This window comes from Dethiobacter alkaliphilus AHT 1 (genome assembly GCF_000174415.1).
GTDB classification, from domain to species: Bacteria; Bacillota; Dethiobacteria; order Dethiobacterales; family Dethiobacteraceae; genus Dethiobacter; species Dethiobacter alkaliphilus.
In genome coordinates this window covers 294,431-312,650 of the sequence record NZ_ACJM01000001.1, presented here as the reverse complement: position 1 = coordinate 312,650, position 18,220 = coordinate 294,431, and the positions used below count along the sequence as shown (strand labels likewise).

At 52.8% G+C, this 18,220-nt stretch carries 18 protein-coding genes; 6 read left to right on the top strand and 12 right to left on the bottom strand.

Features of this window, described 5'->3' with window-relative positions; all coding sequences use genetic code 11:
- Nucleotides 1–73: 73 nt before the first annotated feature.
- From dnaK to DEALDRAFT_RS01565, 3 genes are read left to right on the top strand one after another with little or no spacing between them, the layout of a single operon-like run.
- Nucleotides 74–1,945, top strand: a complete 1,872-nt coding sequence (dnaK, locus tag DEALDRAFT_RS01575) for a molecular chaperone DnaK (RefSeq protein WP_008514217.1) — start codon at nucleotides 74–76, stop codon at nucleotides 1,943–1,945.
- 21 nt (nucleotides 1,946–1,966) lie between these two features.
- The gene (locus tag DEALDRAFT_RS01570) at nucleotides 1,967–2,971 is read left to right on the top strand and encodes a DnaJ C-terminal domain-containing protein (protein ID WP_008514215.1); all 1,005 of its coding nucleotides are present in this window, start codon (nucleotides 1,967–1,969) and stop codon (nucleotides 2,969–2,971) included.
- A complete protein-coding gene (locus DEALDRAFT_RS01565; RefSeq protein ID WP_008514214.1) occupies nucleotides 2,968–3,258 on the top strand; it encodes a chaperone modulator CbpM in 291 nt (96 codons plus the stop codon). The genes DEALDRAFT_RS01570 and DEALDRAFT_RS01565 overlap by 4 nt, the downstream gene beginning before the upstream one ends.
- 47 nt (nucleotides 3,259–3,305) lie before the next feature.
- Here the strand turns inward: DEALDRAFT_RS01565 and DEALDRAFT_RS15740 are convergent, their stop codons facing one another.
- The gene (locus DEALDRAFT_RS15740; protein ID WP_008514212.1) at nucleotides 3,306–5,633 is read right to left on the bottom strand and encodes a PAS domain-containing hybrid sensor histidine kinase/response regulator; all 2,328 of its coding nucleotides are present in this window, start codon (nucleotides 5,631–5,633) and stop codon (nucleotides 3,306–3,308) included.
- A gap of 150 nt (nucleotides 5,634–5,783) precedes the next feature.
- On the opposite strand from DEALDRAFT_RS15740, the gene DEALDRAFT_RS01555 reads away from it, so the two are divergent.
- A complete protein-coding gene (locus DEALDRAFT_RS01555; protein WP_008514211.1) occupies nucleotides 5,784–6,185 on the top strand; it encodes an EVE domain-containing protein in 402 nt (133 codons plus the stop codon).
- Here the strand turns inward: DEALDRAFT_RS01555 and DEALDRAFT_RS01550 are convergent, their stop codons facing one another.
- The 3 genes from DEALDRAFT_RS01550 to DEALDRAFT_RS01540 are packed head-to-tail and all read right to left on the bottom strand — an operon-like array spanning nucleotide 6,186 to nucleotide 9,459.
- Nucleotides 6,186–7,340 (bottom strand): ABC transporter permease, encoded by a 1,155-nt coding sequence (locus DEALDRAFT_RS01550; protein WP_008514209.1) that lies wholly within the window; start codon nucleotides 7,338–7,340, stop codon nucleotides 6,186–6,188.
- 3 nt (nucleotides 7,341–7,343) lie between these two features.
- Complete coding sequence (locus DEALDRAFT_RS01545; RefSeq protein WP_008514208.1) at nucleotides 7,344–8,519, bottom strand: ABC transporter permease; 1,176 nt, start codon at nucleotides 8,517–8,519, stop codon at nucleotides 7,344–7,346.
- A 10-nt stretch (nucleotides 8,520–8,529) separates the two neighbouring features.
- Complete coding sequence (locus DEALDRAFT_RS01540; protein WP_040378310.1) at nucleotides 8,530–9,459, bottom strand: ABC transporter ATP-binding protein; 930 nt, start codon at nucleotides 9,457–9,459, stop codon at nucleotides 8,530–8,532.
- A gap of 122 nt (nucleotides 9,460–9,581) precedes the next feature.
- Here DEALDRAFT_RS01540 and DEALDRAFT_RS01535 point away from each other — a divergent pair, with 122 nt between their 5' ends.
- Nucleotides 9,582–10,073: a metallophosphoesterase family protein gene (locus DEALDRAFT_RS01535; protein WP_008514204.1), complete on the top strand. Its 492-nt coding sequence runs from the start codon at nucleotides 9,582–9,584 to the stop codon at nucleotides 10,071–10,073.
- A gap of 84 nt (nucleotides 10,074–10,157) precedes the next feature.
- The gene (locus DEALDRAFT_RS15735) at nucleotides 10,158–11,129 is read left to right on the top strand and encodes a DJ-1/PfpI family protein (protein WP_008514202.1); all 972 of its coding nucleotides are present in this window, start codon (nucleotides 10,158–10,160) and stop codon (nucleotides 11,127–11,129) included.
- Nucleotides 11,130–11,211: 82 nt separating this feature from the next.
- Here the strand turns inward: DEALDRAFT_RS15735 and DEALDRAFT_RS01525 are convergent, their stop codons facing one another.
- The 8 genes from DEALDRAFT_RS01525 to tsaE all read right to left on the bottom strand — a co-directional run bounded on the left by DEALDRAFT_RS01525 (nucleotide 11,212) and on the right by tsaE (nucleotide 18,219).
- Nucleotides 11,212–11,703, bottom strand: coding sequence for an inorganic diphosphatase (locus DEALDRAFT_RS01525; RefSeq protein WP_008514199.1), 492 nt, complete (start codon nucleotides 11,701–11,703; stop codon nucleotides 11,212–11,214).
- Nucleotides 11,704–11,783: 80 nt separating this feature from the next.
- A complete protein-coding gene (locus tag DEALDRAFT_RS01520; protein ID WP_008514198.1) occupies nucleotides 11,784–13,133 on the bottom strand; it encodes a DUF512 domain-containing protein in 1,350 nt (449 codons plus the stop codon).
- Nucleotides 13,108–14,493 (bottom strand): UDP-N-acetylmuramate--L-alanine ligase, encoded by a 1,386-nt coding sequence (gene murC / locus DEALDRAFT_RS01515; RefSeq protein WP_008514196.1) that lies wholly within the window; start codon nucleotides 14,491–14,493, stop codon nucleotides 13,108–13,110. Before murC ends, DEALDRAFT_RS01520 begins: the two co-directional genes overlap by 26 nt.
- A gap of 403 nt (nucleotides 14,494–14,896) precedes the next feature.
- The gene (gene tsaD / locus DEALDRAFT_RS01510; protein WP_008514194.1) at nucleotides 14,897–15,925 is read right to left on the bottom strand and encodes a tRNA (adenosine(37)-N6)-threonylcarbamoyltransferase complex transferase subunit TsaD; all 1,029 of its coding nucleotides are present in this window, start codon (nucleotides 15,923–15,925) and stop codon (nucleotides 14,897–14,899) included.
- A gap of 16 nt (nucleotides 15,926–15,941) precedes the next feature.
- Nucleotides 15,942–16,544, bottom strand: coding sequence for a hypothetical protein (locus DEALDRAFT_RS01505; RefSeq protein ID WP_008514192.1), 603 nt, complete (start codon nucleotides 16,542–16,544; stop codon nucleotides 15,942–15,944).
- Nucleotides 16,545–16,557: 13 nt separating this feature from the next.
- On the bottom strand, nucleotides 16,558–17,031 hold the full coding sequence (gene rimI, locus DEALDRAFT_RS01500) for a ribosomal protein S18-alanine N-acetyltransferase (protein ID WP_243441124.1): 474 nt from the start codon (nucleotides 17,029–17,031) through the stop codon (nucleotides 16,558–16,560).
- Nucleotides 17,021–17,749 (bottom strand): tRNA (adenosine(37)-N6)-threonylcarbamoyltransferase complex dimerization subunit type 1 TsaB, encoded by a 729-nt coding sequence (gene tsaB, locus DEALDRAFT_RS01495; protein ID WP_008514189.1) that lies wholly within the window; start codon nucleotides 17,747–17,749, stop codon nucleotides 17,021–17,023. The genes rimI and tsaB overlap by 11 nt, the downstream gene beginning before the upstream one ends.
- Nucleotides 17,746–18,219: a tRNA (adenosine(37)-N6)-threonylcarbamoyltransferase complex ATPase subunit type 1 TsaE gene (tsaE, locus tag DEALDRAFT_RS01490; RefSeq protein ID WP_008514187.1), complete on the bottom strand. Its 474-nt coding sequence runs from the start codon at nucleotides 18,217–18,219 to the stop codon at nucleotides 17,746–17,748. Before tsaE ends, tsaB begins: the two co-directional genes overlap by 4 nt.
- Between the last annotated feature and the right edge of the window lies 1 nt (nucleotide 18,220).

The window sequence follows — 18,220 nt, the reverse complement described above, 5'->3', positions numbered from 1 at the left end:
GTTTAATCGATTGCCTGGCTGGGTTGGGTATAATTGGGAAAGAGAAATAACTAAATTTTGGAGGGAATGTCAGATGGCTAAAGCTGTAGGTATTGATCTGGGTACTACAAACTCAGTTGTAGCAGTGTTGGAAGGGGGCGAGCCTCAGGTTATCCCCAATGCGGAAGGCGCACGCACCACGCCGTCGGTTGTGGGCTTTAAAGGTGACGAGCGCTTGGTGGGCCAGATTGCCAAGCGCCAGGGAGCCCTGAACCCGGAGCGCACATTATATTCAGTTAAGCGCTTCATTGGTCGTAAGTATTCTGAAGTTAGTGAGGAAATTAATCTGGTTCCCTATAAAGTGGTGGCGGGACCCGATGATGCGGTACGCTTTGATGTGGAAGGCAAGCTGTACGCTCCGGAGGAAATTGCGGCCAAAGTTCTTACCAAACTGACAAACGATGCGTCCAGTTATCTGGGCGATCAGGTTAAAGATGTGGTAATTACGGTGCCGGCCTATTTTAACGATGCGCAGCGGCAGGCCACAAAGGATGCGGCAACCATCGCCGGACTTAATCCGCTACGGATTATTAACGAGCCCACCGCCGCCGCACTGGCCTATGGTTTGGATAAAAACGAAAACGAAACCATTCTTGTCTTTGATTTAGGCGGCGGCACCTTTGACGTGTCCATCCTGGATGTGGGCGACGGAGTGTTTGAGGTTCGCTCCACCAACGGTGATACCCACCTGGGTGGCGACAACTTTGATAAGGAAATTGTGGACTGGTTGGCCAATCAATTCAAAAAGGATTACGGCATTGACCTGCGCCAGGATAAACAGGCCCTGCAACGCCTTACCGAAGCAGCGGAAAAGGCCAAGGTTGAGCTGTCCTCGGTTACCGAAACCCAGGTAAACCTCCCCTTTATCACCGCCGATGCGTCGGGGCCCAAGCATTTGGAGATGAAACTGACCCGCTCCAAGTTTAACGAACTGACACAGCATTTGGTGGAGCGCTGCCGCGGCCCCATCAAAGCAGCACTGACCGATGCCAAAATTACCGAAAATGATGTGGATCAGGTGATTTTGGTGGGAGGTTCCACCCGGATTCCGGCGGTACAGGAACTTGTGAAGGAGATGGCCGGAGGACGCGAGCCAAACAGGGGTGTGAACCCGGATGAAGTGGTGGCGGTGGGAGCTGCCATTCAGGCCGGCGTGCTTACCGGTGAGTTAAAAGACGTGGTTCTTTTGGATGTAACTCCCCTTTCATTGGGTCTGGAGACCATGGGCGGTGTGATGACAAAAATCATTGAACGAAACACCACCATACCCACCCGGCAGACTCAGGTGTTTTCCACCGCGGAAGACAACCAGCCGGCGGTAGACATCCACATCCTGCAGGGTGAGCGTGAAATGGCCAAAGACAACCGCACCCTGGGCCAGTTTAAACTGGACGGCATTCCCCCTGCTCCGCGGGGCGTACCCCAGGTCGAAGTGACTTTTGACATTGATGCCAACGGCATTTTAAATGTTTCCGCTAAGGATAAGGGCACAGGTAAAGAACAGAAGATTACCATCAGCGGCTCCACCAATCTGGAACAGTCTGAAATAGAGCGCATGGTGGATGACGCCAAGAAGCATGCGGAGGAAGATCGCAAGCGCAAGGAAGAGGCGGATGCCAGAAATGAGGCAGACGCTTTGGCCTACGCCGCAGAACGGCAGCTTAAGGAAGCGGGAGAAAACGTACCGGCTGCCGACAAAGAGCGGGTGGAAAGCCTGGTGGCCGATTTGCGCAAAGCTCTGGAAGAACAGGCTGATCTCAGTAAAATTCAAACATTAAGTTCCGAATTGCAACAGGCACTCAGCACCCTGGCAGCGGCGGGGCCGGCGGCAGAAGAAGCGGCAACCGGCCAAAGCCGGGACGATAACGATGATGATGTGGTGGATGCCGAGTTTGAAGAAAAATAAGGAGAAACGGCGGGATGAAAAATGGGTATAAAATTTCAGGATTATTATGAAGTCCTGGGCATCCCCCGGGTTGCCGGCGAAAAGGACATCAAAGCAGCGTATCGCAAGCTGGCCCGCAAATATCATCCCGACCTGCACTCCGGAGATGAAAAAGCGGCGGCGGAAGAAAAGTTTAAGCAAATCAACGAAGCACATGAAGTGCTAAGTGATCCGGAAAAAAGAGCCAAGTACGACCGGTTGGGTCAAAACTGGCAAAGCGGCGATGACTTCCGCCCCCACCCGGACATGGATGATATGCATTTCTATTCTTCGGCGGGCCAGGACAGCGGCTTCAGCGACTTTTTTGAAACAATCTTTGGCGGCTTTCGGCCCGGCTACGATGCTTTTGGCGGGCAAAGAAGCGGCCGGCAACAGCAGCGCCGCGGCTCCGATGTGGAGGCGGAGCTATCCCTGACCCTGGAAGAAGCATATCATGGCGGGGAAAAAACAATTCAGCTAAACGCTCCGCAAGCCTGCCCCCACTGCGGCGGCAGCGGCATTAGTGGTAACAATTTCTGCCCGGGCTGTGCCGGCACGGGACAGACTCAGGCGCCGCGCACACTGACGGTAAAGGTTCCTCCGGGGACCCGGGACGGCAGCAAAATAAGGCTCCGCGGCCAGGGCGACGGTCCCGAAGGTCAGCGGGGGGATTTGTACCTCAAAGTCCGCATCCTGCCCCATCAGCGCTATAAAGTAAAGGGTGAAGATCTGGAAGCAGAGCTGCCTATTTCACCATGGCAGGCAGTGCTGGGAGATAAATTGGCAGCGGAGACATTAGATGGCCGCATTACCGTCACCGTCCCACCGGGAACCAGGACGGGCAAAAAATTGCGCCTGCGGGGCAAGGGCCTGCGTAAAAAGACCGGCGGTCAGGGGGATTTGTACCTGCGGGTAGTCATTGATATCCCCCAGAACCTCAGTGAAGAGGAAACAGAGCTTTACCGCCGGCTGGCAGCAGTCCATAAAGAGCAGGAGGTGTCGGCATGAAGCGGTACTGGATTCAGACCTGCAAAGAGGATGTACTAAGTAAGCAAGGCTGGGTCAGTATTCACACTCTGGAATACCATCCGGAACTGCTGCAGCGGTTGGCCCTGCTGGGTGTGGTGGAAATCCGCCACGAGCGCATCCATACCCGGGAAATAAACAGGCTGAAAAAATTACTCTGCCTGCGGCGCAGCCTGGGCGTTAACACGGCGGGAGCCGTGATTATCCTTGATCTGCTGGAAAAAGTGGAATCCTTACAGGAACAGGTCCGCCAGCTTCAGGAAGAATAATGTGGCAATATAAAAAGGCAGGGACTTGCTCCCTGCCTTTTTTGTTATTATGCTCTTCTTAAAGCCGCACCTAATTGTTCAATGGTATACGGTTTGGGTATACAGCCGCAGAAACCATATTCTTTGTAGTGGGAAATGACCGGATCGTTGGAATATCCGCTGGATACATAAGATTTGACATGGGGATCCAGCTCCTGTAGTTTCTCTATGGTTTCCTTGCCGCCCATCCCCTCTGCCACCATCAGGTCCAAAATTACCCGTTCAAAGGGTTCTCCGTGCTCTTTTGCCTCCTGGTACAGTTTCAGGGCCTCTGTTCCATCTGCTGCGGTAACTGCGTCATAGCCCAAAAGGGACAACATTTCCTCCACCGTCTTACGAATAGCCGGCTCGTCTTCCATAACGAGAATTTTGCCGGTGCCGCTATACTCCTTTTCCTCTTCTGAGTGAGGAAGTTCCATGCTATGCATGGCCGGCAGGTAAATAATAAAGGTGGCCCCTTCTCCCTGCACCGACTCCACCGTCAAATGGCCGCCGTGTTTATTGATAATGGAATAAGCGGTGGACAGCCCTAAGCCGTCACTTTCCGGTTTTGTGGTGTAGAACGGGTCAAAAATGGTGGTCAGCTCTTCCTCGGCTATGCCGGGTCCTTCATCGGTGATGGAAATTTTCACATACAAACCCTCTTCCAGGTCAAGATGGGCAGCGCCCTCGGAGGTGATGTTTTCCGCCACAATATCCACGGCCCCGCCCTGGGGCATGGCCTGGACGGCATTGAGCATAATATCATTCATCGCCTGGCACAGCTGAGCCTCATCGGCCTCCAGCGGCAACAGATCTCCCGGAATTTTCAGGTTATAATTAATATGACCGTCATCCAGTAAATCAAGGCCGGTTTTAAACAGCAGGTTGCGCAAATTCAATGCTTTTTTTACCGGGCTTCCACCCCGGGCAAAAGTGCGCAACCGCTGTGTCAGTTCCCGGGCCTGGATGGCGGCAGCTTCCACTTCCTGCAGGATTTCTGTGGCTTTACTGTCATGGTCAGCATACATCCGGGCAATGGACAGGTTGCCAAGAATCACCGTTAACAGATTGTTATATTCATGGGCGATGCTTCCCGCCAAAGTTCCAAGGGACTGCAGTTTACTGGCTTTAAGCATTTCATACTCACTCTTTTTGCGGTCGGAAATATCCCGCACTATCACCTGGATGGCAGGCTCACCATGGTAGGTCAGCATACTGCAGGCAATATCCACATCCAACACCGTCCCGTCGTAGCAAACCACCTTACCCTGGGCGATGCACTGCTCTTTTTCACCGCTCTTCAATGTAGCCATGTTCTTCAAGAATATTTCTTTGCGATCCGGAGGCACCAATTCTTCAATGGGCTTGCCTATCAGCCAGGCCGGGTCTTTGGCTCGGAAAAGTCTGGCTGAAGCGGTATTGGCATAGATGAAGCGACCGCCCTGGTGGACGAAAATGGCATCAGGAGAGAGCTCCACCAGATTGCGGTAGCGCTCCTCGCTTTCCTTAAGAACCGCCTCTGCTTTCTTGCGCTCCGTAATATCACGGCAAATGGCCAGGCAGAAGGTTTTGTCATTGGCCTGGAAGATATGGGCATTTAGCTCAAAAGGAACCTCTCTGCCGTCTTTGGCCAACATGGTAACATCCCAGATGGTACAACCGGAATGGATGCACTTTTCTATTTCTTTGGTCTGCTGCTTTCTTTCCACAATTGGGAATGTGGTTGGAGAAAGCTTTTTGAACTCCTCTCTGGTATAGCCCAGTTTCTCACAGGCCAGGTTATTTACTTCAATGTAGGTACTAAGAGAACCGTCGGGCAGCACTTCACTGAGAAAAATAGCATCGTTTGCCCGTTCGAAAAGATTAAAAAATAACCTTTCACTGTGTTCCAGTGCTTTACGGTCCTGCTCCTGTTCGGTGATATCCGTACCGCTGCAAACTATAAACTGTACGTTGCCCTCATCGTCGGTGAGAACAGAGTTTGACCAGGAAACAAGGCGCTTTGCCCCATCCTTTGTGAGCCAGAAATTCTGATGGGTTACAGGAAACTTGACTGCTCCCGACAACAGCTTGTCCGCCACCTGCTGTACTCCTTCTCTTTCCCCGGGTAAGAGAAACATACTAAAAACATCCCGGCCTTTAACCTCGGCAAAGGTATAACCGGTAAGCCTCTCACAAGCCTGATTAAAAAGGACAATGCGCCCGTTTATGTCCAGCACAACAAGCAGCGCATCCATAATATCTAATACGGTGCTGATAAATGTACAATTTTGTTGCAAAGAATCATTTACCCAATCTGCCACAAATGACTGGGTATCCCCAACATTCCGTCGCAACCCCTGTTGTTTTGACATGCAAAACCCCCACACTTCAATGCTTATTAAGATTCTCCGCATTATTACCTTTACCTGCATCAAAATCTGTATAAGTATGTCGAACAATTTCTTTAGGACATTTGTCTCATTTTTGACCAAAACGAACTAAATTTTTGGAGGAGATTAATTATGAATTATTGGCTGTTAAAAACAGAACCTGAGGATTACAGTTTTGCGGATTTAAAACAGGCCGGTATGGATGTCTGGGACGGGGTGCGCAACCGCCAGGCACAAAAAAATATCCGTGCCATGAGCCCCGGCGACCAGGCCTTTATTTATCATACCGGCAACGAGAAAGCCATCGTCGGTGTGGCAGAAATTGTCTCCATCCCTTTTTCAGACCCCACAGATGACCAGTTTCACGCGGTAAATGTCCGTGCGCAACATGCACTGCCGCGCCCTGTTACATTAAAAGAAATAAAGGAGGCACCACAGTTTGAAAAGTGGGCTCTGGTTCGCCAGCCCCGCCTGTCTGTGATGCCGGTGTCTGCAAAACATTGGCAGCAGGTTATAGAGTTATCTAAAGAATAATCAGGCAAATTTGATGCGGCTCATACCAAGAGCAAAAAAGATGCCGGCAAAGCCCAGTAGAACAAGAAGCGGTTGCTGCAGAGCAGACCAGTCCAGGCCGGCAAACAACAGCTGTTCATAGCCCCGCATGGCCCAATACTGGGGCGTGATTCTGGCCATGGTTTGCATTAGGGGTGAAACGATGTCAATGGGCCAGAAAAGACCGCCCAGCATACTGGTGGCGGTGACCACCAGCGCAGAAACTGCCTGCTGCTGCTGGAAGGTGCGGACCATTCCGGCAATAAAGAGGCCCAGGGAGATACTGGATAATAAAAAAACCACCGTCACCACAGCCACCCCAAGGAGGTTGGGCCAGCTAACTCCCATCACAAAGCGGCTCATAATCAGAAGGATACTAAACTGCAACACACCCAGTGCAAAATAGCTCAGTAAATACCCGCCTAATATGGTGCTGCGCGGCGCCGGAGCGGCAATCATGCGCTGCCACGTTCCCTGGTTGCGCTCATCCAAAATGGCTCCGGAGGCGGAAATTACCGTAATCATCACAAACATCACCGTCATCCCCATACCGGTGCGGTCCATTTGCCGCTCGCCGTTATCCTGCACTTCACCTAAGGCACTGGTCTGCACCGTTACCGGCGGGGTTTGCCAAGCTGTCAGGGTATCGTGATAAACAGTGTCCCACTGCTCTGTATCGGCAGACAGACGGTTGGCCGTGGCCACCGCCGCTCTGGTGCGGGTCAGCTCCCGCTCAATTTCCTGTCGCGCCGCCATAAAAAGATTGTTCTCCTCATCGCGTAAAAACGTTAGTTTGGGGCCACGCCCCGCCAGCAAATCCTCGGTAAACCCCTGGGGCACCAGCACAGCCAGCAGCACATTATGCCCCATTACCAGCCGTCGCGCCTCATCCTCTGTAACGTTTGCCGCCTGCAGGCGGGGATTGTGGGCAATGTCACGGCTAAAGTCAGCGGCCAGAGAGCCTTCATCCTGAATAACCAAAGCAATGTTATATGTGGGGGTGCCGCCGCCGTCGGCCACCAACAGATTACCGAAAATAAAGGTAAAGGCCAAAGCCATGGCCATAATCATGAGCATCATGGGGATGTTGGCAAACAAAACCCGTCTGGCAATATATAAGCTTTTAATAATCAGCACCCCCTATATCCTTGTAATCCGCACGGTGGCCACACCGAGAGAAACCACGCCGACGCCCAAAAGCGGCAAAAGCAGCAGCCAGTTTAATGCCTGCCCCATCATCACCTGGGTAAAAGCCTGCAGGCCCCAGAAATTTGGCGTTACCCGGGCTACCAGCTGCATGGTGGGTGGAAACGCTGCCAGCGGTACCATGCTACCGCCTAAAGCCGAGCTGATTTGAATGCCGATGGGCCAAATGGCCATAAGTGTCTTTTCATTCTGCACCAAAGCAGAAGACATCAGCGAGAGGCCGCTTACCGCCACCCCGAAGGAGAGCGCTACAACAGCGGCTTCCCAAGGCCTGCTGCCCCAGGAAACACCGTAAAGATAACGGGTCCCCAACATTAGTACCAAAAACTGAGCAAAACAGACCGCAACGATGCCAAAAAATTTCCCCCAAACAAACTGGCTGCGGGACAACGGTGACGCTGCCAACCGGTGAAAAGTATGGTTACGGCGTTCAGCGACAATGGCCTGCAGGCCGTTCATACCGGCAAAAAGCATAAACATAACCGCCATGGCCGCTGTATAATACTGAAAAGAAGTGATGAGAGCATCCCGCTGCGACAATTCTTCTTTAATCTGCGGCATAGTTGCCTGCAGATCCAAGGCCACCGCCTCACCCAGGCTTGCCAACTCCTGTCCGTCGGCATAGCCGCCGGAAACTGCCTGCACCACCGCCAACTGACCGGCGCTCAGGGACTCAGCAAAGTTCTGCAGGAGAGACTCTGCCACCATGGGAGAAATAAAACGCGTTTGATCCGTTAACAAGGTTAACTCCACCGGTTCTCCGGCCATAAATAATTCGCTAAAGCCCGCAGGCACAATAACTGCGGCGGCCAGATTACCTGCGTTGACATGCTTCTCTGCTTCCGCCGCCGTGGTCTCCAACACGCTAAACATATCGCCAAATTCATCAGAGGATAAAAAGGAACGGACCGCCTCCCCCATCACCCCGCCGTCTTCATCCACCAGCGCAAAATCAAAGGTCATAACACCCTGTGCCGGTGCAAACTGCCCGCCAAAAGCGGAGCCCAGGATGGCTATCAGGATAAGCGGCATCACTATCAACAGCAGTAATCCTTTGCCGTCACGGACGGCCTGCAGCAGGTCTTTTAAGCAGATCCAAACTGTCTTCATTGTGCTCCCCCTAATCCCGCAGGGCCCGACCCGTTAAATGTAAAAAAACTGCTTCCAGGTTCGGCTCCTGGATGTCTACCTTTTGCATCTCCACTCCCGCGGCGGCCAGGGTAGCGGCTACCGCAGCCAGAGCATTGGCGGATTCAGTGGTGGTCACCACCAGGCGGTCCTCCTGCAGGGTAGCCTGCTTTACCTGGGGCAGCGACTGCACCGCCTCAAGAAACCCGTCTCTGCTGCCCCGCAGAACAAAACTAACCTGTCCAGCTTCACCCACAAGACTGCGCAGTTCATGTAATGTCCCCTGGGCAATCAGGCGGCCGTGGTCGATTACTCCGATACGGTGGCAGAGAAACTCCACTTCTTCCATGTAATGGCTGGTATAAATAACGGTGGTTCCCTGTGCGTTTAGGTTCTTTACCGTCTCCAGAATATAGGTCCGGGATTGCGGATCAATACCCACCGTGGGTTCATCCATAATCAAAACTTTAGGCTCATGCAACAGAGCCGCGGCAATATTTATACGCCGCTTCATTCCACCGGAGAAAGTTTCCACTTTGTCACCGCCCCGCTCGGAAAGCCCCACAATGTCCAGCACCTGCGCCACCCTGTCTTTTAGGCGGCTGCCGCCCAAATCATACATCCGGCCCCAAAACATCAGATTTTCCCTGGCCGACAAATCACCATAGAGAGCAATTTCCTGCGGCACATAACCCAACAGCTTTTTGGCCTGCAGTGGTTTTTGCCAGGCATCAAGTCCCTCCACCATTACCGTTCCGCCGTCAGGGCGTACCAGTCCAAAAATCATGCCAATGGTGGTGGATTTACCGGCACCGTTTGGGCCCAACAATCCGTAGGCTTCTCCCTCATTAAGGGAAAAGCTGATATTATCCACCACGGTTTTACCGTTATATTTCTTTATTAATCCAGTTGCTTCCAGCAGCAAAAAATCATCTCCCCTAAAGCCTTTTTGCCTAAAATTCGCCACTAATTGCAATATCCCTCTTGCCGCAGAAAGTTTTAGTAAATACAATGGTAGCAGGAAAAGATTGGAGGTTATCTTTTATGCGCATCGGTGTTCTAAGCGACACTCATATACCCGCCCGGGCAAAGCATTTGCCCCCCGTTCTGTTTGACCTCTTTGACGGGGTGGATCTGATTCTCCACGCCGGTGACCTGGTGGAGGAATCGGTATTGGATGATCTGACAGCCATTGCTCCGGTGGAGGCGGTGGCAGGCAATATGGACTCCTTTGAAGTGCATGAACGTCTGGGTGAGAAAAAAATACTGCAGCTTGCCGGGTACAATATCGGGCTGATTCACGGCAACATCGGTTCCAACCGCAGCAAAACCCCGCAGCGCTCCCTGGAAGCTTTTGCCGGGGAGGCGGTGGATTGTGTGGTGTTTGGACACAGCCACCAGCCATATAATGAACGGGTAAACGGTGTGCTGCTGTTTAATCCCGGCTCCCCCACCGACCGCCGCCGCGAGCCTCGCCATTCCTGCGGCATCATCACCCTTGGCAAAACTATTGAAGCAGAAATAATCTATCTGTAATGCAGTAAAACCTCTTTACCGGTATACTCAGTAAATGAAAATGATTAATAACATTAAACCTGACCCCCAGGATGGAGGAATTTGATGAAGATAATGATTGTTATTTTTCCTGAAGTGGAAGAGCTGGATTTTGTTGGGCCTTATGAAGTGTTTTCCTTTCTGAGCAAAGTCGGGCAGGATGTTTCTGTCTATACCGTCAGCCAGGACGGAAAAGCTGTGCGTTGTGCCAACGGGCTGAAGGTGGAGCCGGATTACTCCTTTGCTGATGCGCCCCAGGCCCACTGGCTGGTGATTCCCGGAGGCCAGGGGCGCCACAGGGAAATGCATAATCCGGCCATGCTGGATTTTGTCCGCCAGGCTGCCAACCATGCGGAAATTGTGGCCTCTGTCTGTACCGGTGCCTTCATACTGGCCAACGCCGGCCTGCTGCAAAAAGGGCGGGCCACCACCTATCATCTGGCCCTGGAAGAGCTGCAAAAGCTTAAACCGGAGCTTGATGTGACCGGCAACCGCGTGGAACGGCAGGGCAATGTGTATATGGCGGCGGGAGTTTCCGCCGGCATCGATCTGGCGCTGCAGCTCTGTGATAAAATAAAGCCCGGCTTAGGCCGGCAGGTTGCGGAAAAAATTGAGTATGCTCCTGAACAAGTGCAATCGCCGGTCCCACAGGTTTCGTCGGTGATGGGGCAGATGTGCCTGGGCCTGGAACATTTTCTCCAGCAGTCGCCGCACAAGCTGGGAACAATGGACAGCGGTGAGCTTTATAAGCGGCTGCAGGCCAAAGAGCCGCCGCTGGTGCTGGACGTGCGGGAAAAGGAAGAATTGCCGGGCGGCTATATCGAAGGAGCCATGCACATTCCGCTGCGCAGCCTGCCCCAGGAAGCAAAGCGGCTGCCCGGTGACCGGGAAAGGGAAATTGTCACCGTCTGCCGCAGCGGTGCCCGCTCCGCCTATGCCGCCCTGTACTTGCGGGCCCTGGGCTACCGCAATGTCTACAACCTGGAGTACGGCATGCTGGGTTGGCAGCAGGAAGGCCTGCCGGTGGAGCGCCCTTAAGGAAAACAAGGACCCCAAAGAGAAAGAGGTTGCTGACTTTTTTGGTCAGCAACCTCTTTGGCTTTTATGGTAGTTTTATGGTTTAGACGTCGGTGCGGTTGGCATAGCGTTCCCGGGAGGCGCGAATCACTTCCCAGGCTTTGGCTTTGCCTTCCCAGCCGCCCACTTTTACCTTCTTTTCTTCCAGGTCTTTATAAATTTCAAAGAAGTGGGAGATTTCCCGCACCAGGTTGGGGGGCAGGTCCTCATACCCGGTAATCCATCCCCACAGCGGATCTCCCAGGGAGACACAGATGACTTTTTCGTCTCTGCCCTTCTCGTCCCACATTTCCAAAACCGCCACGGGTACTGCGCGGATTTCACATCCGGGGAAAGTGGGGTCGCCGGCTAGCACCAGCGCATCCAACTCATCGCCGTCCTCAGCCAGCGTTTCCGGGATAAAACCGTAATCTGCCGGGTAATGAACGGCGGAAAACAGCATCCGATCCAAAAGAAACCGGCCTGTGGTCTTGTTGAACTCATACTTGTTGCGAGATCCTTTGGGGACCTCCACAAAGACTCTGACATAATCCATTCACATTGCTCCTTGCCTCTTGTTTTTATTAGTGTAAACAACGCAGTGTTACTTGTCAACGCCGACAGTGTATCAATTTGCTACACTGCACAAACGGGAATATTAAGGGCTGCAGTTAGCGTGCTGATATCTTCTCCGCACAAATCCACTCCGCGGTGGTCAAAGGCCTCCCGGGGAACAAGGAGTAAATCACAGTGCTGATGGGCCATGGCCTCCCGGGCGGCGGCAAGAAAATCCTGTGCGGTAAGCAGGCCGGCAGCCCGGATGGAGCCGCCAAAAAAGCGGTTCTTGACCTCCCACACCGAATTTGCAGGCAGTGACAGCAACGCCGCCACTTCTTTTAGCAATGGTCCGGCAAACTCAGAGGCCAGCAAAAGCGGAGCTTTTGCACGGTGGCGGCGGATTTCGGCGGCCACTTCGTCCATGCGCCCGGTGGCGAAATCGTAATGAATTACAAAACCGGGAGCCTGTCCCCTTTCCTTTGTCATAGAAGCGGTAAAGGTGTCCCCGCTTCTTTCCACCTTCAACCGGGGATTAGCGGCCTGTCGGGCAGCCTGATAGGCTTCCACCCGGGTACGGACCGCTTTGTCGTCCACGGCCCGGATGATGTCGCCGCTTTGCAGTCCGGCCCCGGCTGCCGGCGAGGCGGGCATGATTCCGTATATTTGTGGGAGTAAGTTGTCAGGGCAGGCCGGTTCCGGTATAACGGGCACGCCCAACTGATCAGTTTTCTTTTTGGCCCAGGTAATGATTTCAGGCCAGAGCGACAGTGGAAAGCGCAGGTTCTGCGGTGCCCGGGCGGTGTAGCCGGGCAGAAAAACACGGACAGTGCGGGCATTTTCTGCCGCCAGAAAATCCACCGTTTCCTCCATGTCCGGCCAACCGGTCAAATGGGGCATGGCCAGCAAACTGCCATGGAAAGGGACGCCGGCTAATTTCAGAGAGCGTACCGCCTCTGCTGCCCGGGCAGCATTTTTGTCGCCTAATAAAAGTTGGCGCCCGGCCGGCGTCACACTGTTTAAAGACAGAGTTATTTCCAGCGGCGCCAGTGCTTTTAGCTTACCGATGGTTTGGGCTGTTAAAAGCGTGCCGTTTGTGGTCAGGGCAAATACCGTATCCGGCAATAAGCTGCGCAGCTTTTCCAAAACGGTAATAATCTGCGGATGGGTGAAAGGCTCTCCTTCATCCAGGCGGGTAGCCGATTCTCCGATAATCACTTTCTGATTCGGGTCCAGAAACTGCGCCAACTCCAATATCTGATCCACAGAAAGGGGCGGCAGCCTGAAGGTGTTCACCTCCGGCGGGTTCTGCCGGTGGCTGCAAAAGATGCAGCCCAGGTTACATACCGAGGTAAGGGGCAGCACATTGTCCTGCGATACTGCGGTTAACAAGTAAGGGTACAGATCAGGCCGGTCCGTTGTCTTTTTCATGCAAACGCTCCGCAATGGTATGGCCCAACTCCGTCACATCGCCGGCCCCCATGGTGAGAACCATATCACCGGCCTGCAGCATGGCCAATACTTTTTCCACAATTTCATTTTCATCGTCTATTTGTTCCACATCTACACCTTGGGCACGGATTCTCTCCGCCAGTACAGAGGATGAAACTCCTTCCAGCGGCTCTTCACTGGCGGCATAGATGCGGTGCAAAAACACTTTATCGGCCTGGCCGAAAGAGCGGGCAAAATCGTCCATAAAATACTGGGTGCGTGAATAGCGATGCGGCTGGAAAACCGCAATTACCCGTCGGGGTTTATTGGATCTGGCCGCCTGCAGCGTTACCTGTACCTCGGTGGGATGATGGGCGTAATCATCTATCACCAGCAGGTCGTTTTTTTGGTACAGGAACTGGAACCGTCGGTCGGCACCGCGAAATTCGCCCAGTCCTTTTTGGATATCGGCAAAGGAAACTCCCAGCTCCAAACCCACCACCACTGCTGCCAGAGCGTTTAGAACATTATGGCTTCCCGGAACGTGCAGAAAAATTTCTCCCAGCTCCGCTTCGCCGCGCCGGACGGTAAAGCGGGTACCCCATCCCTGTGGGCGCAGGTCGGTGGCACGATAGTCGCCTTTATCCCGGCCGTAAGTAATGATTTTCGACAAATGATCCGGCACCATATCTCCCAGGTACTGATCCTCTGCATAAAGGATGGCTGTGCCTTCAGGCTTGATATTCTTTAAAAACTGCCGGTAGCCGCTTAAAAGCAGGTCGAAGTCACCTTCATAATGTTCCATGTGGTCTGCTTCGATATTGGTTACCACCGCCAGGCTGGCATTATAGCGCAGAAACGAATTATCGCTTTCATCGGCTTCCGCCACCACATATTGCGAGCGACCGATACGCGCGTTGCCGCCAAAATCGTTTAGCACACCGCCGATAAAGGCAGTGGGATCCAGGCCTCCGCTGGTCAATACTTTAGCCACCATGGATGTGGTGGTGGTTTTGCCATGGGTGCCGGCGATGGCAATGCCAAAACGACCGTTTAAAAAATGGGCCAACAGCTTAGAACGGTGCCAGATAGGCAACCCGGCCTGCACCGCCGCCGCATACTCCGGGTTGTGCCGGGGGATGGCCGTGGAGTAAATAACCAGTTCCGCCCCGTCAACATAGCTCTTGTCGTGACCCTGGTGAACCTCCGCACCTTCCCGGGCCAACTTCTCCGTAATTTTACTCTGCTTTTGGTCGGAACCACTGACGCTGTATCCCATATCCAACAGAACCCGCGCCAAAGCACTCATTCCGTATCCACCAATACCAATAAAATGAATCCTTTTAATGTTCTTCAGCAAAAGCTGACCCCTCTTTCCCATAGTCTCGCTTTTTAGTGTATTCACAAGACCATTATTCTGAACCTATTAGCACACATTTGTTAGTGAAACAGGGTTTTACACCAAGCTGCCCCGGCATTCGCCAACAACTTGTGTCGAACCACAGCCCGCTTGTGTCGAAGCTTAGTTGTCGAATTAAAGCGGATTTACTTATGAAATATTATTATGTAAATAGATGCTGCATGCGAAATCTGCGGATTTTAAACAATTTGTTGATGTTTAGCACACGGAAGTTACATAATAATCCACAGAATCCACAGGCTTATCCACAGAAAACACCCCAATTATTACGGGAACATTAATTTTTATCCACATTATCCACAGGTGGTTAACATAAACCACAGGCCTTGTTATGGTCGTAACATTAGTAGTGTAAATGCCAGTTTATGTCTAAAACGGGCGTGGCATTTAAGTCGAGTCCTGCGAATTTTTGCCTCTTAAATAAATCATACCCGGCGGCGGCCACCATGGCAGCGTTGTCGGTGCATAATTCCATGGGCGGATAGAGCAGCCGGCGGCCGTCTTGTTCCAAAGCCTGGGCCAGTCGCCGGCGTAACAGGCTGTTGGCCGCTACTCCCCCGGCCAGTAATACGGTTTGGGCTTGTTTGGACCGTGCCGCCGCCCGGGTTTTTTCCACCAATATCTCCACCACCGCATGCTGAAAGCTGGCGGCCACATCGGCAGTGTTAACAACCTCGTTTTTCTGCCGCAAATTATGCAGTGTATTGATAACAGCAGACTTTAGGCCTGAAAAGGAAAAATTAAAAACTTCGTCCTGCCCGGAAAAGGCACGGGGGAAAACAAAAGCTGAGGAATCGCCGTTACGGGCAGCACGATCCACCGCCGGGCCGCCGGGATAACCAAGGCCTAAAACGCGGGCCACTTTATCAAAGGCTTCTCCCGCTGCATCATCGCGGGTGGCGCCTAACAGAACCGCATCAAAGCGTGACGTCATATACAAAAGGCTGGTGTGCCCCCCGGAAACCACCAGACAAACAGCGGGGAATTCGATGTGGTGCACGAGAAAATTGGCGGCTACGTGGGAAAAAATATGGTTTACCGCCACCAGGGGTTTATCCAGGGCGTAGGCCAGGGTTTTGGCGGCATTTACCCCCACCAAAAGAGCTCCCACCAGGCCTGGTCCGTGGGTAACGGCAATAGCCGACAAATCAGCAAATGTTACGCCTGCCTCAGCAAGTGCCTGGGCCACCACGTCATTGATAATCTCCAGGTGTTTACGGGAGGCAATTTCCGGCACCACACCGCCAAATTTGCAATGATCTTCAATCTGGGAAGCGATGATATTGCTGTGCATTTTATTGCCGTCTGCCACCACGGCAGCGGCGGTTTCATCACAGGAGGTTTCAATTCCCAAAATCAGTGTTTCCGACATTTTTCTTCACATCCGTTCAGCGCAGGGCTTCCGTTTCCACAAGCTGCCCCAACCTGGTCTCTCCATAATAATTCTCACTTTTATCTTCTGTGAGCAAAACGTTATTTAGATCATAAAACTTCCCTCTGGCTCTGGACAGCGCTCTGTTAATAAAGGGAATTCCCCTTTCTAATCCACGCCTTGCCAGTGATATTGCTTCCTCTACATCTTCGCTTACAGCCAGGATGAAAGCATCCTCCGCTGCAAGTAACGGGCCGGCAGTTTCATCCCAGTTTCTTTGTAAATCAACCAGCCGCTCTCTGGCCTGACCTGCAGTAAGAGCGGTCTCTCCGCGCAAAAGATGATAACTCTGCAGTACATAATCACCTTCCGCCGCCGATTCCTGCACCAGGCCAAAAAGCTGCCTGCCTTGTTCCTCTCCAAACTCAGAGACAAACCGTGCTTCCAGCTCGGTGGGTTCAAAGGCCTCCACCACAGGGGGAGTGGGAATGGCCGGCGTTTCACTGAGATAAACAATTGCTATTACGGTGATGGACAGAATAAAAATCAGTGAGCTGAAAAAAGCGATGCGTGCTGCTTTAGTGTGCAGGCAAAGCCGCTTACAAAATTTTTCAAACATTATTCTCCTCCGGTTAGGGCTGTCCCTCTGCGCCTTCAAACCCGTGGCCGCGCTGCAAATCCTCCAGCCACATAATCATTGCATCTTCATCCCGATAATAATTGGGCCGGACGCCACAGGAAACAAAGCCAAATTTTTTATATAAATCCTGAGCCTTTCGATTGGAAAACCGCACTTCCAGCGTCATTCGCAGGGCACCTTTTTCTCTTGCTACCTTAATCAGGTGATACAAAAGCATTTGGCCCACACCGCGATTTTGCCTGGTGGGGCACACTGCAAGGTTAGTGACATGGGCTTCATCAAGGATTATCCAAATACCGGCATATCCCACCACTTCATCATCTTCCACTGCCACATAATACGAAGCAAAACTATTATCCACCACTTCTCCGGCAAAGGCATGCCTGGTCCAGGGGTAACGGTACACCATTTTTTCAATCTGGGCTACCCGGTCAACGTGAGAAAATTTCATCGGTTCAATTGTCACAGTCAAGCCCAGTGCCTCCTTGCTTTTTGCGGGCCAAATATTTCACTTCCGCCTCGGAACGGCGTACATATTGGGGCTCCAAATCCCGCCATGTCCGGCCGCCACCGGCCTGCAGCTCTTTTAGGCCCAGTCGGGCTACCGCCGCTGCGCGGCAGACAGAGCTCTCCGGAGGCATAAAGCAGGCCCGCCGGCCCAGAGCATCAGCTATTGTCTCCCGATGAAGGGGTACCGCATCTCCCACAAACAGCACATCCTTTTCCCCGTCTTTGAGCTCAGCCAACAGTTCACCCAAGGCCAGAGCCCGTTCCTTTTGGATATGCTCAGGCAGCTCTCCCGGCAGAAATACGGCGTTGTATACCTGGTCGCGCCGAGCATCAAGAATGGGACAGACTACTCCGGGGAAATGGGGGTGCTGTGCGGCCAAGGCCTGGAGGGTGGAGACTCCCGCCAGGGGAACAGCCAGGGCCTGGCCAAGCGATTTGGCCGTTACCATACCGATACGCACTCCGGTAAAGGAGCCGGGACCTGCAGCTACCGCCACACCGTCCAGATCGGCGGGTTTTAGGCCTGTATCACGAAGCATGGCTGCAATCAAAGGCAGCAGACGTTCCGAATGTGTTTTTTTAACCTGCAGGTTGTATTCTGCCAGTGTTTTTTCTTCCGACACCAGTGCCACACTACAGACCAGCGTAGCGCTGTCGATTCCCAGTACCCTCAACGTTTTGTACCCCCCGCAGCCAAGGCAGTGATTACCTGTTCATAGGGCCCGGCCTCTGCCCTCAGCACCAGTCGCCTTTTAGTGGCGCTTAGTACTTCTATGGTTACCTGCAGTACAGGCAGAGTAAAATACTCCGGGAACTTTTCCGCCCACTCCAACAGGCTGACGCCGTCGCCGTCTAAATATTCCTCCATGCCCAATTCAAAAAGCTCCTCTTCCGATTCCAGACGGTACAGGTCAAAATGATAAAAAGGAATGCGTCCCTGATGGGCATTCATCAAGGTAAAGGTGGGGCTTTGGATGTGGGTGGCCACACCGAGCCCCTGACCCACCCCGCGGGCAAATACGGTCTTGCCCGCTCCTAAATCACCCTGTAAAAGCACCACCGCCCCGGGAAACAAACTTTTTCCCAGCTCCGCCGCTACCTGCTCCGTCTCCTCTTCACTATGGGTATAAATTACATGTTCCAAT